A 14,639-nucleotide genomic window follows, 5' to 3' on the forward strand; every position below is an offset into this window, starting at 1 on the left:
ACCGACACACGCCGAGGCCGACGCCGCCATCGCAGGCCGCACTTCGTAGCCGATTCGGTGGCGTGTGACGACGGCCGGTCTGTCACGCGGATCGACGGTTATGATCCGTAGAACACGGGCGGAGCGTCCGCTCAGCGGCCCGCAGTGTTACCGATGATCTCCACCCCGCTGCCGTTCCAATGGAACTTCACCGTGGCGGCCAGACCGACCCCGTTGGCGTACGTCAGCGCTACGGTGTCCCCGGTGCTCTGCGCAGCGTCAATCCCGTTGAAGCCGTAGGTGTCTGGCACACCCTGCGGTATGAACTTGCCGAGGTGAAACAGCACCGCCCGGGTGGTCGGGCTGTCGCCGTTGGTGTTGGCCTTGATGATCACCGCGGACAGCTGCGCGCATTCGTTGTAGTTGCCGGCCAACGGTTCTGGATTCCAGGCTTGCTGACTGCGCGGATCGCGGGGCAACTCCGATACGACTTTGGCGATGGTGGGCGAGCTGAGATTGACCGCGCAGGGATCTGCCGGGGTTTCACTGCTGCTGGGCGGTGCGGCCGTGGCCGGCGGTGCATTCGAAGGACCCACCACGCCCGTCGTGGCCGCCGCGGAAGGCTTGCTGGCCTGCGGTGTCTTGGCGACCGTCGAGTCACCCGAACCGCATCCGGTCAAAGTCGTTGCGAGAACCACGGCGGCAGCAAGGACTGTCGGGGCTTCGGCTCGCTCGGCTATGGACCACACACCGCGAACCGTACCGGCAATGCGTCGCAACCCGCGTCAGGTGAGGCCGAACCGGGCACCGCGTGCGGGCCGAGCGGGCACGGCCCGGGCACCGATTAGTACCTCTGGCTAGGGCATTCAATAGATCTTCGACTAACCCTTCATCCCGACCGGATATCTATTCGAGGATCCGGTTGGGCACGTCGTATCGAAGGGGCTTCGAACCATGTCGTTTCTCACCGCGGCACCTGAGGCACTGCTGTCGACCGTGGGCGACCTGAGGTGGATAGGTTGCACCGTCACCACCGCCAATGCCGCCGCGGCGATGAGGACCACCAATCTCTTGGCCGCCGCGCAGGACGAGGTGTCGACAGCGCTGGCCGCTCTGTTCGACTCCCACGCGCATGCCTATCTGGCGATCAGTGCGCAAGTGTCGGTCTTCCACGACCGGTTCGTATCAGGAATGCACGCCGGGGCCGGCGCCTACGCAACCGCCGAGGCCGTCAACGCAGCAGCATTGAAGCCGGTTCTCGAGGTGATCAACGCGCCCACGATGGCGGCGGTGAACCGCCCGCTGATCGGCAATGGCGCCATTGGCGCACCGGGGACCGGAGCCGACGGAGCACCCGGAGGGTTGCTGATCGGCAACGGCGGCGCTGGTGGCTCGGGGGGTGCCAACCACCTGGCCGGCGGTAACGGCGGCGCCGGCGGGCTGTTCGGTAGCGGCGGCGCGGGCGGGGCGGGCTACCTCTCCGGTGCGGGCGGCAGCGGCGGGGCGGCCGGATTGTTCGGCAACGGCGGCGCAGGCGGGACCGGGGGTTTCAACACCGCTGGTGTCGGCGGGCGTGGCGGTGACGGCGGTACGGGAGGCATCTTCGGTGTGGGGGGTCCCGGCGGGGTGGGAGGTAATGGAGTGGTGTTCGGCGGTGCCGGCGGCAACGGCGGGAACGCCGGTGAATTCGGTACCGGAGGTATCGGCGGCAACGGCGGCTTCGGCAGCAACAGCACGATCGGCGCAGGTGACGGCACCGGCGGCGCCGGCGGGGCAGGTGGCCACGTCACTGGCCAATTCGGCTTCGGAGGTGCCGGCGGCGTCGGCGGGGGAGGCGGCGCCACCGGGGGTTCCGGCGGGGCCGGCGGCAGCGGCGGCGGCCTCTACGGCGACGGCGGAGCCGGCGGCACGGGCGGATACGGAAACTTCCGGGGAGGTGCCGGCGGCAACGGAGGTAGTGCCGGATCAGCCTTCGGCTTCGGCGGTGCCGGGGGCGAAGGCGGGTTTGCCGGCGGGTCACCCGGCTTCGGTGGGCACGGAGGTAACGGCGGGGCCGGCTCGATGATCGGCACCGCCGGCAACGGGGGCAACGGCGGCTTGGGCCTTACCGGCGTCGGCGACTCCGGCTCCGGCGGACTCATCCTCCAGGGCTCGCTGCAGCAGACGCTCGCACCGCTCAATGCGCCGGCCGAGGCCATGTTCGGCCGCCCACTGATAGGCAACGGCGCCAACGCGGCGCCCGGGACCGGGGCAGCCGGTTCGGTCGGCGGGCTCCTCATGGGCTCCGGCGGTGCGGGTGGCTCCGGCGCGTATGGGCCTCGCGGCGCGGGTCAGGCGGGCGGCAACGGCGGAGCGGGCGGGCTGTTCGGCAGCGGCGGTGCCGGCGGGAGTGGTGGCTACGGTTATGCGGGTCTGGGCGGTGCCGGCGGTGCCGGCGGTGCCGGCGGCCTGTTCGGTCTGGGCGGCAACGGCGGGAACGGCGGCAATTCCAGCGGTGTCGGGAACCTTGCCGGCGTCGCGGGGACCGGCGGCAACGGCGGGGCCGGCGGGTTGTTCGGCAGCGGCGGGTCGGGTGGGACCGGCGGGATCGGCACCAGCATCGGCGGAGCCGGGGGTAACGGCGGGCTCGGCGGGCAGTTCGCGCCCGGAGGGGGCGGAGGCACCGGCGGTAGTGGCATCCGAACGGGCGGGGCCGGTGGCGCCGGCGGCGACGCCGGCGGGCCGGTAGGAAGCGGTGGACATGGCGGTGCCGGTGGCTATTCCGCACGAGGCACCGGCGGGGTGGGTGGCGCGGGCGGTGACGCCGGCTCGCAGTTCGGCTTCGGCGGTAGCGGCGGCGCGGGCGGTGTGGGTGTCACCGGTGGCGACGGCGGGGACGCTGGTAACGCCGGCCAATACGGCAACGGCGGCGACGGCGGCGCGGGAGGCGCCGCACTGAACGGCACCGGCCAGGGCGGCACGGGTGGCACGGGCGGCGACGCCGGTCAAGTCGGCAACGGCGGCAACGGAGGTAATGGCGGTTACGGCACCACCAACGGCGCCGGTGGAGCCGGCGGCGCCGCCGGACAGCAGACCGGGAAGGCGGGGCGACACGGCTTGACGTAGCCGACGACCGCTGCGCGACGACTGCGGGTGTGCACGCGCTGCACTTGGCTAGACTCCACTGTCAAATGGAACTCCCGGCGAATTCTCCCCCCGAAACCTTTGCCGACCTGCAGATTCACCCCGACGTTGTACGGGCGATCGCTGACGTCGGCTATGAATCACCGACCGGGATTCAGGCCGCGACGATACCGGCGCTGATGGCGGGCTCAGATGTGGTGGGCCTGGCGCAGACCGGCACCGGCAAGACCGCGGCCTTCGCGCTGCCGATCCTTTCCAAGATCGACACCACCAGCAAAACCACTCAGGCCCTGGTACTGGCGCCTACCCGGGAGTTGGCGCTGCAGGTCGCCGAGGCGTTCAGCCGTTATGGGGCTCACGTCGGGCATCTCAACGTGCTCCCGATCTACGGCGGGTCGTCCTACACCGTGCAACTGGCCGGGCTGCGACGCGGTGCGCAGGTGGTGGTCGGGACCCCAGGCCGGGTCATCGACCACCTGGAACGCGGGACGCTGGACCTGTCCCGGGTGGACTACCTGGTGCTCGACGAGGCCGACGAGATGCTCGCGATGGGCTTCGCCGACGAAGTCGACCGCATCCTGTCCGAAACCCCGGAATACAAGCAGGTTGCCCTGTTCTCTGCGACCATGCCGCCGGCGATCCGCAAGATCACCGCCAAGTACCTGCACGATCCGCTGGAAGTCACCTCAAAAGCGAAAACGGCCACGGCCGATAACATTTCGCAGCGCTACATCCAGGTGGCCGGCCCACGCAAGATGGACGCTCTGACGCGGGTGCTCGAGGTCGAGCAGTTCGAAGCCATGATCGTCTTCGTCAGGACCAAGCAGGCGACCGAGGAGGTCGCCGAAAAGTTGCGCGCCCGAGGGTTTTCCGCGGCCGCGATCAACGGCGACATCCCACAGGGACAGCGGGAGCGAACCATCACCGCCCTCAAGGACGGCACCATCGACATCCTGGTCGCCACCGATGTCGCGGCCCGCGGGCTGGACGTGGACCGCATCTCGCATGTGCTCAACTACGACATACCGCATGACACCGAGTCGTATGTGCACCGTATCGGGCGCACCGGCCGGGCTGGGCGTTCCGGGGCAGCGCTGCTGTTCGTGTCGCCGCGCGAGCGGCATCTGCTGAAGGCGATCGAAAAGGCTACGCGGCAAACACTGACCGAGGCGGAGTTGCCGACCGTCGAGGACGTCAACGCCCAACGGGTAGCTAAGTTCGCCGACTCGATCACCGATGCACTCGGTTCCCCGAGCATCGAACTCTTTCGCCGACTGGTCGAGGATTACGAACGCGAACACGACGTGCCGATGGCAGATATCGCCGCCGCGCTGGCGCTGCAATCCCGGGACGGGGAGGCGTTTCTGCTGGCACCCGAACCCCCACCGGAGCGCCGGGACCAGCGCAGCCGCCAGGACGGACCCGAACGGCCAAGGCAGACAAAGCCGTTCATCACCTATCGCATCGACGTCGGCAAGCGCCACCGGATCGGCCCGGGTGCAATCGTGGGAGCCATTGCCAACGAAGGCGGCTTGCATCGCAGCGATTTCGGCCACATCGCCATCGGCCCCGACTTCTCCATGGTCGAACTTCCGGCGAAATTGCCCCGGGCGACGCTGAAAAAGCTTGAGCAAACTCGGATTTCGGGGGTGCTGATCAACCTGCGACCGGACCGGCGCTCCGATAAAGCCCGGACACCACGGCAACCCGCCGGCAAAGGCAAGCCGAGCCGGAAGCCCGGCGCATGACGGTATCGGAGGCCGAGGACGCTCAGGGCGGTCTCGAGCAGACCGTTGGCGTCGACCGGGTTGCATCGCTCACCGGCGTGCGCGCGGTCGCCGCCCTTCTGGTTGTCGGCACCCATGCGGCCTACACCACCGGCAAGTACACACACGGTTATTGGGGCCTGGTCGGCGCCCGCATGGAGATCGGCGTGCCGATGTTCTTCGTGTTGTCCGGATTCCTGCTGTTCCGGCCATGGGTCAAGTCGGCTGCCACCGGCAGTCCATGGCCCTCGCTGAGCCGCTACGCGCGCAACCGGGTTCGCCGGATCATGCCCGCCTACGTCGTCACCGTCCTGATCGCCTACGTGCTCTATCACTATCGCGAAGCGGGCCCGAACCCCGGTCACAGCTGGCTGGGGCTGATCCGAAACCTCACGCTGACACAGATTTACACCGACGGCTATCTCGGTAAGTACCTGCACCAGGGCCTTACCCAGATGTGGAGCCTGGCGGTCGAAGCGGCGTTCTACGTCACGCTACCGCTGCTGGCCTACCTGCTGCTGGTGGTGCTGTGTCGTCGACGGTGGCGGCCCAGGCTGGTGCTGGCGGCGCTGGCCGGGCTCACGCTGATCAGTCCGGGGTGGCTGGTGCTGGTGCACGTCGACCGGTTCTTTCCCGACGGCGCCCGGCTGTGGCTACCGACCTACCTGGCCTGGTTTCTGGGCGGGATGATGCTGACCGTGCTGCAACAGATGGGGGCGCGCTGCTATGCGTTCGCCGCCATCCCTCTGGCGCTCATCTGCTACTTCATCGTCTCCACGCCGATCGGGGGTGCCCCGACCACCTCACCGGCCTCGCTGCCCGAAGCGCTGTGGAAGACGATGTTCTACGCGGTGATCGCCACCCTGGCGGTGGCTCCGTTGGCGCTGGGCGATCAGGGTTGGTATTCGCAGCTGTTAGCCAGCCGGCCGATGGTGTGGCTCGGCGAGATCTCCTACGAGATCTTCCTGATCCACCTGATCACCATGGAATTCGCCATGGTCTACATCGTGCGGGCGCACGTCTATACCGGTCCGATGTTGAATCTCTTCATCGCGACCATGGTGGTGACCATCCCGCTGGCCTGGCTGTTGCACAGGTTCACCCGGGTCCGGGCGAATTAGGGTAGGTTACCCTGTCCTAATGAGCGAACACCGCGCGTCTCGAGGTTTCGCCGGCGCTGTGCTCAAGCTGCTTCGAGCGGGGGACTACCGGCTCACGGTGACCGGCCGAACCGAAATCAGCCCCCACTACCTGCGGCTCAGCTTCCTGGCCGGTGGACTGTTCGATGCGCACCCGGTGCATCCGACCCAGTGGGTCCGGTTGTGGTTCAACGACGGCGACAAGTTGCACCAGCGCGGTTACACACTGGTCAACCCCGATCCGGCGGCCGACACCGTCGACATCGAGTTCGCGCTGCACGACGGCATCGCATCCGCCTGGGCGCGGTCGGCGCAACCCGGCGACACCATCGAGGCGACCGTGCTGGGCAGCAAGTTCGCGATCCCCGAGCCGCCCCCGGCCGGGTACGTCATCGTCGGCGACAGTGCGTCCCTGCCCGCTATCAACTCGTTGCTGACCGCTATCGGCGACGCTCCGGCGCAGGTCTTCCTCGAAGCTGGTTACGCCGACGACAAGCACCTGCCGGTCGCGCGCGACGTCGGCGTCACCTGGGTTGACCGCAAGGGTGAGGGCAAGGCGCTGGTTGAGGCGGTGCGATCGGCCGCTGTCGAGGGCGGTAGCCATTTCGGTTGGGTGGCCTGTGACAGCCGAACCACGCGTTCGGTCGTCAAGGTGCTGCGCGAGGACTTCGGGATTCCGCGCGAATCGATTAAGTCGCAGGCTTACTGGGTGGCCTGAGGACCTACGGACGGCCTAGTGACGGCCCAAGTATCGGAGACGTCGCCCGCGCAGTGTTAAGGCTATTGCGGATTGAGGCGTTGAAGCGGCTCGAACCTGGAACTACCATGTGCCAGTGGCAGCCCCGCACGCGAGCTGCAACGTCGACGGGAACTGAGCTATGACTAGCCCGACCTCACCAACTATCGCTCCTCTTGGTGATCGATTCCCGTGCACCCCAATCAGTTCCGTACGAAGCTACGTCCTTTGTGCGGCACTTGCGCTCGGCGTGGCGGTCGTGGCGATGAACCAGGCAATGGTGGTGCCCGCGTTACCGGCGATCGTGCAGGACCTAGGCGATTCCGGTCAGCAGTCGTGGGCTGTTGCCGCCTATCTTCTTGGCGGCATCGTCGTTGTCCCGGCAGCCGGCAAGCTCGGCGACCTGCTGGGCCGTAAACGGGTGCTGGGAAGTGCCGTCGTGGTTTTCTTGGTCGGCTCGGTGTTGTGCGGGTTGTCCGAAACAATGGGCATGTTGGCAGGCGCCCGCATGCTGCAGGGTATTGGCGCGGGTGCATTCTCGGTCAGCGCCTCGACGCTGGTCGGCGAGGTGCTACCCCTCCGCAGCCGCGGCAGCTATCAGGGCGCCCTGGGGGCGATCTTCGGGGTCGGCACGGTCGCCGGTCCGCTACTCGGGGGCCTTTTCACCGACTATCTCAACTGGCGCTGGGCGTTCTGGATCAACGTGCCCCTTTCTATAACGGTTCTCGCGGTATCCGCCGCAGCCATCCCCGCGTTGGCCCGACGCCCAAGGCCGGCTATCGACTATGTCGGGATCCTGGTGATCGGCGTCGCCAGCACCGCCCTGATCATGGCAACGAGTTGGGGCGGGACCACCTACGCCTGGAGCTCGTTGCCAGTTGTCGCTCTGTTTGCCGGCGCCGCCGTGGCGCTTGTCCTCTTCGTTTGGGTGGAGAGTCGAGCCGCCGCGGGTATCTTGCCGCCGCGGCTGTTTCGCAGCCCGGTGTTCTCGGTGTGTTCCGTGCTGTCGTTGCTGGTCGGATTCGCGATGCTGGGCGCGCTGACCTTCGTGCCCATGTATCTGCGCTACGTCGACGGCGTCTCGGCGACCACCTCCGGTCTGCGCACGTTGCCCATGGTGGTCGGGCTGCTGATCACCTCGTTGGCCGCTGGAATTCTGGTCGGCCGGACCGGCCGGTACAAGATTTTTCCGCTGGCCGGGACGGCGCTGATGACTGTCGGCTTTTTGCTGCTGGCGCGAATGGACGAGTCGACACCGTGGCCAGTGCAGTCCTGCTACCTCGTCATCCTGGGTGCCGGGATCGGGTTTTCCATGCAGGTGCTCATCCTGATCGTGCAGAACACCGCCTGTTTCCAAGACCTCGGCGTCGCCACCTCGGGTGTGACGTTTTTCCGTCTGGTCGGCGGCGCTTTCGGCGCCGCCATATTCGGTGCGTTGTTCGCAAACTTTCTCGGGCGGCGAGTGGGTTCGGTGTTGACGTCCAACGGCCTGGCCGCCGAGGTTGTGCATTCGCCCGCGGCCGTACGTCAACTCCCGGAGCATGTCGCGTCCTTGATTGTTCGGGCGTATGCCGGGTCATTGGCGCAAGTGTTTTTCTGCGCGGCTTTTGTCGCCTTGGCCGGGTTTGTTTTCGCGCTGTTTCTGCGCGAGGCACCCCTCACCGGGGTTCACGACAGCCCCACCTGCCTGGGGGACGGGTTTGCGGTGCCGAGAACGAAAACGCCAGAAGACGTGTTGGAAATCGCTGTCGGAAACTTGCTGGCCGAGGGGCCCACAGTGCAGTTGGCGGATATCGCCCAGCAGCCCGATTGTGAACTGGACGCCGCGGGGCTGTGGGGAATATTGCGGATTTATCAGGACGAGCGGTGTCAGGAGACCGCGCGACTCTCCGACATCGCCAGGCATTTCCACTTACCCCATCAGGTTTTCGAACCCGTCTTCGACCGCCTGGTTGCGCTGGGTTATGTGTCTCGCGACGGCGACCAACTATCGCTTACCGCCGACGGGCTGCGCCAGGTCGACTCCGTGTCTGCTCTCATCCGACGGTGGGTTGTCGACAACTTAACCCTGCCATCCGGCTTCGCCGAGCAGGCCGACCAGGAATTCGACGCTGCACTACAACGGATCGCGGATAGCGTGCTGATACAACGTGATTGGTATCAAGATTTGGACGAGCTAACCGAGCCGGGGCACCTTGCCGCCGCGCGGTAGCTCGTCGGTGTCAACAAGGAGGCCCGTTTCCAGCCAGTTGGCACACTGCGCCCAGCTTGTGGGCAGCAACTTGGTCGAAGCGTGCAACCTGCTCCGCCGTAAGCTCGCTGCGGTAATCGCGCGTGGGCCCTTTGTGAAAAAAGGCTTGTGGGCTGGACATGTGTTGACCGTTGAACGGGGCCATCTTGTCCGCTCGGCTGCGCATGTAGTCGAACGAACAATGCTGTGCAATGACGTCGAGATTCAGCGATGCGGGATCGATGCCGATGAATTCCGCGATCCGGGCGATTTGACCCGGTAAGTCGTCTGTGAGTTGCCGGTAGTGCAACCGCAGCACGTTGGGCTCGCCGCGCAGGTCCCACCAGGACTTCACGAGGTCGAACAGATTCCCACAGCCATTGCCACCGGTGTCGAGCCACAGATCGAAAAACGTCTGCATGTCCGCGGGAATCCCCAACGGCGTCAGGCTGCCCGACCACGCGGCGTGGATCTGGTTGATCTTCGCCATCGTCGATTCCGAATAGTTGGAGAGCATGTTGTGGAAGCTGATTCCCGAGTCTTTACCGTTTCTGCCGACAAACACGTACCGCGCTTCCTGGGCAAGAGGCAGGGCATCCGCGGTCAAATGTGACTTGATGACCCGCCGGCTACCGGCCGCGCGCTGGCGCCGGAGCACATCAAGCATTTCTGCGTGTTCACCCCAACTGGAGTCGAGCCATGGTGACGTGTCGGAAAGACTGCCGTCGTTCTCTGCTCCGTTGCGCAGAATCTGCTGGATTATCCGCTGCGTCCACGTGGTGCCGGACTTGACCGGCGTGACGATCAGGATATCGCCGTCGACGAAACCGCCTTGGGCCAGAAAGTCATTCCACACCAACGAATTACACAAATAGTCCCGCATAACGCGGGTCGCGGCGATCAGCGGTTTCGTCATGGCAAACCCTGCTTTCTGCCGTACATGTCCCGGTGCACGTACGCCTGTCGCGCAGGATACTAGTGACCGCGCTTCAACTACAGGCCGCAACCGGCGTCACCACTGGGCGGACGAACTCTTCGTCCGGGGATCGCGTCTTTCGCGCCACACAGCATCGCGACGGGCGAGCATGGTCGCGGTTGCCACCGCGTCTCGGTCCACCCGAACGCGGAACCGGGTTCAGCCATTGGTGCCGGGACTGCCGTTCCCGCCCTTGGTGCCGCCGGGGAGTCCGCCGGCCCCGCCGGTGCCGCCGCCTCCGCCGAAGCCGCCGGGCGTGCCGCCGTTGCCGCCGTTGCCGCCGAAGCCACCAGTGCCGCTGATGCCGGCCACGGCGCTGCCGTCGCCTCGGTCTCCGCCGAAGCCGCCGTTGCCGCCGTTGCCGCCGTTGCCGCCGTTGCCGCCACTGGTTGCGTTGCCGCCATTACCGCCAGCCGCGCCGTTGCCGCCCACGCCGCCGTTGCCGCCAACGCCGCCGCCAGCCTTGCTGGGGGCGGCGCCGCCAAAGCCGCCCGTTCTGCCGGCGCCGCCAGCGCCGCCGGCCCCGCCGTTGCCGCCGCCGGTTGCTGCGCCGCCGGCCCCGCCGACGCCCCCGGTACCGCCGGTGCCGCCCGCGCCCGCGACGCCGTTTTCCTCAATTGCGACGCCGCCGGGCCCGCCGAAGCCACCGATCCCGCCGTTGCCGCCGCCCCCGCCGTTGCCGCCGCCGGTTGCGGCGCCGCCGGCCCCGCCGGCGCCGCCGAAGCCACCGTTGCCGCCGTTGCCGCCGACCGAAAGGCCATTGCCACCCTGGCCGGAAATCTGAATCCCACCACCGTTGCCCCCGTTGCCGCCCGCGCCGCCGGCCCCACCGTTGCCGCCGCCGGTTGCGGCGCCTCCGTTGCCGCCGGCGCCGCCGGTGCCGCCGTTGCCGCCGGTGCCGCCGTTGCCGCCCTCCTTGCCGCCAGCGTTGCCCGGGTCGCCACCGAGGCCGCCGTTGCCGCCGGCCCCGCCTTTGCCGCCATCGATGGCCGCCCCGCCGGTGCCACCGGCGCCGCCGGCGCCGCCATCGCCGCCATCGCCGTTCGCGCCGCTAGACGGACTAAAACCGCCGCCGCCCGCGCCGCCGTTACCGCCGGCGCCGCCCGCGCCGCCGTTGCCGCCGTGAACGCCGCCGATACCCGCCCCGCCGGCCCCACCCTGGCCGCCGGCCCCAGCGTCACCCCCAGCGCCACCATCAGGGCTGGTGGTTGAGGTGCCAGCGGCGCCGGCCTTCCCGGCCCCGCCGTCGCCGCCCCGGCCGCCGTTGCCGCCGAAGCCATCGGCCCCGGACGCCCCGCCAGTGCCCCCGGCGCCGGCCGCTCCCCCCGCACCGGCCGCGCCGCCGGCGCCGCCGGTGCCTCCGGCGGTGGCGTTGTTTGTGCCGTCGTCGGCAAAGCCGATACCGCCCTGGCCACCGGCTCCGCCGGTGCCGCCGGCCCCACCCGAGCCGTTCACGCCGCCGTTGCCGGCACCGCCCTGGCCGCCGGCACCACCCGCTCCGCCGGCAAAGCCGGTCCCGCCGGCCTTGCCGATGCTGCCGGCGGTGCCGGTGTCACCGATGCCGCCGGTACCGCCTTGTCCACCGGCCCCGCCACCAGTCACACCGCCCGCCAGGCCGGGGGTCCCGAACATGAATCCAGCCGCGCCGCCGGCGCCCGCGGCCCCGGCGGCTCCGCCGATGCCGCCGGCCCCGCCGTCGCCGCCGACCGTGCCAAATCCCACCCCGGTGCCGCCGGTCCCGCCAGCCGCGCCCGCCCCGCCGGCTCCGCCGTCGCCGCCGGCCCCGGCGGCGCCGAACAGCGCACCGGCGCCCAGCAGCCCGGGAGCAGCCCCGCCGGCCCCGCCGGCCCCGCCCGCCCCGCCGGCCCCGCCGGTCCCACCGGTCCCACCGGGGCTGCCCGTAGTGCCCAGCCCGCCGGCGCCGCCGACCCCGCCGACCCCGCCGGCCCCTCCGGTCGAGCCCACCAACGCCCGATTCAGTCCACCGGCGCCGCCGACGCCGCCGTTGCCGCCGGCCGCTCCGGCTCCACCGGCTCCGCCGGCCCCGCCGACCCCGCCTGGCCCCCCGTTGCCGCCCAGCCAGCCTCCGGCCCCACCCGCACCGCCGTTGCCCCCGGCTGCGCCGGCCGTACCCGTCCCGCCGGCGCCGCCGGCCCCGCCGTTTCCGAACAGTCCGGCCTCACCGCCGGCACCCCCGGCCTGGCCGAGCCCCCCGGACCCACCGTTGCCGCCATCGCCGAACAAGATCCCTCCCGGCCCGCCGGGCTGGCCGGTGCCTGGCGCGCCGTTGGTGCCAGGGCCAATCAGCGGGCGCCCCAACAGGACATTGGTGGGCGCATTGATCAGCCCCAAGAGGTTTTGTTCCAGCGCCTGCAGCGGCGCCACACTGGCGGCCTCGGCGCCGACATAGCCGCCAGCAGCCGCGGTCAGCGTCTGCATAAACCGGTCATGGAACGCCGCCGCTTGCGCGCTGAGCGCCCGGTACTGCTGCCCGTAGCTGCCGAACACCGCCGCGATCGCCGCCGACACCTCATCCCCGCCGGCGGCGAGCACCTGCGTGGTCTGAGTCGCTGCTGCCGCGTTCGCGGTGCTGATCGCTGAGGCGACCCTGGTCAAATCCGCCGTCGCCGCGGCCAACAGTTCTGGTGACACGATGACAAAAGGCACCATCGGAGGCTCCAGTCGCATCTCGGAGCAATATGATGCCGCGCAATATACGCGCAGGTATCCCACGAGGCGAGTGGGTTGGCCGGAGGTTTACCCGCTGTTCGGTAGCGGGTGCTGTGGAGGCGAGATTTGCGCTTCAGCTCCGGGCCGAAACCGGCGTCACCACCGGGACGACGAACGCCTCGATCATCGCCTTCTCATCGTCCTCGTCGCGGCCGGGGAACATCAGCATAGAGATGATCACCCGTACCGCCCACCGCGCGCGGCGTTCGATGGCGTCCGGGTCGTCGGATCCCAGCGAGCTGACGAATCCGGAGGCCAGGGCGGTAATCACCTGCGACTGTCCGGCCAGTTCGCCACCGATCGGCAATCGGCCAGAGCCGAACCATGCTGCCAGTGCCGGGTTTTCGCGAACCATCCGCAACGTGGCGGTGAAGCTGGCGATCAGCCGTGCCCGCGGGTTCTCGATGGCCTGGATCAAGGCGAGGATCTCGCGTCCCAGGCGGCGGGTCTCGCGGTGCACATAGGCGGTGCGCAACGACTCCCGGCTGTCGAAATACCGGTACAGCGTTGCGCGGGAACAGCCCGCGGCCCTGGCGATTTCGTTCATTCCGACCGACGCCGGGTCGCGCTCGGTGAACAGCCGTTCGGCGGCGTCGAGGATCCGGTCCGCGGCAACTTCGGTGCGGCGTTCGCCTAGCCAGTCGCCCGCCATCAGGCCCGCACCCGGATCGGGACCGACAACGGACGTCGTACATAGCTGCCGCCCGACCACACAATGTTGGCCGCGTCAACCGCGAATTGCGGGCAACGGCTCAGCAATTCGCCAAGGGCGATCCGCGATTGCATTCGCGCTGCCGCCGACCCCAGACAGTGGTGCGCGCCGTGGCTGAAGGTCAGGATGTTGCGTGGCCGGCGCTTGACGTCGAGTTCGCCTGCGTTGTCGCCATATTGACGCTCGTCGCGGTTGGCCGACCCGTAGAGCAGCAGCACCCGGCGTCCGGCCGGGATGGTGGTGCCTTCGATCGTGACGTCACGGGTGGCGGTGCGGGCCAGGCCTTGTACCGGTGAGGTGAGCCGCAGCAATTCTTCGATCGCGTCGGGGATGAGGTCAGGCTCGTCGATCAGCAGCTGACGCTGGTCGGGCCGCTCCTGCAGCAACGGCATTGAGCCACCAAGCATTCCGGTCACGGTGTCGTTGCCGCCGGTGACCATGGTGAAGGTGAATCCCAGGATCGAGAGGATGCCGGAGATGTCGCCGTCGATCCCCAGTCCGGCGGCAACCAGGTGCGAAATCGTGTCATCCTCGGGCTCCGTTCGCCGTCGCTCGATGAGCGCGGTGAAGTAGGCCATCATCGTCCCGACCGCGTCCCCGACGGTTTCCAGCGCGCCGGCGATGCCGCCCTCGGCGGTGTTGGCCGCGACGATGGCTTGCGTCCAGCCGTCGAACTGGACCCAATCCTGTTCTGGCACACCGAGATAGTGCGCGACCACCATCGAGGGCAGCGGCTTGAACAGCTCGGCGACGATGTCGCCTTCGCCGCGCGCACGGATCGTCTCGATGCGCTCGATGACGAACTTGCGCACCTTGGGTTCGACGGCCTCGACCTGGCGCGGGGTGAAACCGCGGGACACCAGCTTGCGGAATTGGGTGTGCACCGGCGGATCCTGCATGACCATCGGCGGGTTGTCCCGTAGCCCGATCATGTCCAGATCGCCGTAGTTGACGGTCAGGCCCTCTGCTGAGGAGAACGTCTCGTGATCGCGGGCGGCCGCCCACACGTCGGAGTGCCGGGACAGCACGTAGTAGTCGTGCTCGGGATGACCGGCCGGTACGACGTGGTGCACGGGGTCGTGGTCGCGCAGCGCCCGGTACATCGGCCAGGGGTTGGACCAGCTTTCGGCGGTGGCGAGCACGAACCCCGCAGGAGCCTGGTGAGACATAACCGCAGTCATGTCTTATTGGTACGACATCCGGGGCAGCGTGTCAACGATTTCAGGCGCGCGAGCGTGAGGCTGGTTT

At 68.5% G+C, this 14,639-nt stretch carries 10 protein-coding genes; 5 read left to right on the plus strand and 5 right to left on the minus strand.

Going from position 1 to position 14,639, the window contains the following annotated elements:
- Nucleotides 1–131: 131 nt before the first annotated feature.
- Nucleotides 132–728, minus strand: coding sequence for an LppP/LprE family lipoprotein (locus ACX9NE_RS06595; protein WP_459360895.1), 597 nt, complete (start codon nt 726–728; stop codon nt 132–134).
- Nucleotides 729–933: 205 nt separating this feature from the next.
- On the opposite strand from ACX9NE_RS06595, the gene ACX9NE_RS06600 reads away from it, so the two are divergent.
- The 5 genes from ACX9NE_RS06600 to ACX9NE_RS06620 all read left to right on the plus strand — a co-directional run bounded on the left by ACX9NE_RS06600 (nt 934) and on the right by ACX9NE_RS06620 (nt 8,955).
- Nucleotides 934–3,084, plus strand: a complete 2,151-nt coding sequence (locus ACX9NE_RS06600) for a PE family protein (RefSeq protein ID WP_459360896.1) — start codon at nt 934–936, stop codon at nt 3,082–3,084.
- A 65-nt stretch (nt 3,085–3,149) separates the two neighbouring features.
- A complete protein-coding gene (locus tag ACX9NE_RS06605) occupies nt 3,150–4,850 on the plus strand; it encodes a DEAD/DEAH box helicase (protein WP_459360897.1) in 1,701 nt (566 codons plus the stop codon).
- The gene (locus ACX9NE_RS06610) at nt 4,847–5,989 is read left to right on the plus strand and encodes an acyltransferase family protein (RefSeq protein WP_459360898.1); all 1,143 of its coding nucleotides are present in this window, start codon (nt 4,847–4,849) and stop codon (nt 5,987–5,989) included. The genes ACX9NE_RS06605 and ACX9NE_RS06610 overlap by 4 nt, the downstream gene beginning before the upstream one ends.
- A 19-nt stretch (nt 5,990–6,008) precedes the next feature.
- On the plus strand, nt 6,009–6,725 hold the full coding sequence (locus ACX9NE_RS06615; protein ID WP_459360899.1) for a siderophore-interacting protein: 717 nt from the start codon (nt 6,009–6,011) through the stop codon (nt 6,723–6,725).
- Between the two features lie 160 nt (nt 6,726–6,885).
- Nucleotides 6,886–8,955 (plus strand): MDR family MFS transporter, encoded by a 2,070-nt coding sequence (locus ACX9NE_RS06620; protein ID WP_459360900.1) that lies wholly within the window; start codon nt 6,886–6,888, stop codon nt 8,953–8,955.
- A 10-nt stretch (nt 8,956–8,965) separates the two neighbouring features.
- Here ACX9NE_RS06620 and ACX9NE_RS06625 read toward each other — a convergent pair whose 3' ends face one another.
- The 4 genes from ACX9NE_RS06625 to ACX9NE_RS06640 form a co-directional block, all read right to left on the minus strand.
- Complete coding sequence (locus ACX9NE_RS06625) at nt 8,966–9,889, minus strand: sulfotransferase domain-containing protein (RefSeq protein ID WP_459360901.1); 924 nt, start codon at nt 9,887–9,889, stop codon at nt 8,966–8,968.
- Between the two features lie 219 nt (nt 9,890–10,108).
- Nucleotides 10,109–12,616 (minus strand): PE family protein, encoded by a 2,508-nt coding sequence (locus tag ACX9NE_RS06630; protein WP_459360902.1) that lies wholly within the window; start codon nt 12,614–12,616, stop codon nt 10,109–10,111.
- A 136-nt stretch (nt 12,617–12,752) separates the two neighbouring features.
- A complete protein-coding gene (locus tag ACX9NE_RS06635) occupies nt 12,753–13,331 on the minus strand; it encodes a TetR/AcrR family transcriptional regulator (protein ID WP_459360903.1) in 579 nt (192 codons plus the stop codon).
- Complete coding sequence (locus ACX9NE_RS06640) at nt 13,331–14,572, minus strand: cytochrome P450 (protein ID WP_459360904.1); 1,242 nt, start codon at nt 14,570–14,572, stop codon at nt 13,331–13,333. The genes ACX9NE_RS06635 and ACX9NE_RS06640 overlap by 1 nt, the downstream gene beginning before the upstream one ends.
- Between the last annotated feature and the right edge of the window lie 67 nt (nt 14,573–14,639).

The organism is Mycobacterium sp. ML4, from assembly GCF_054515735.1.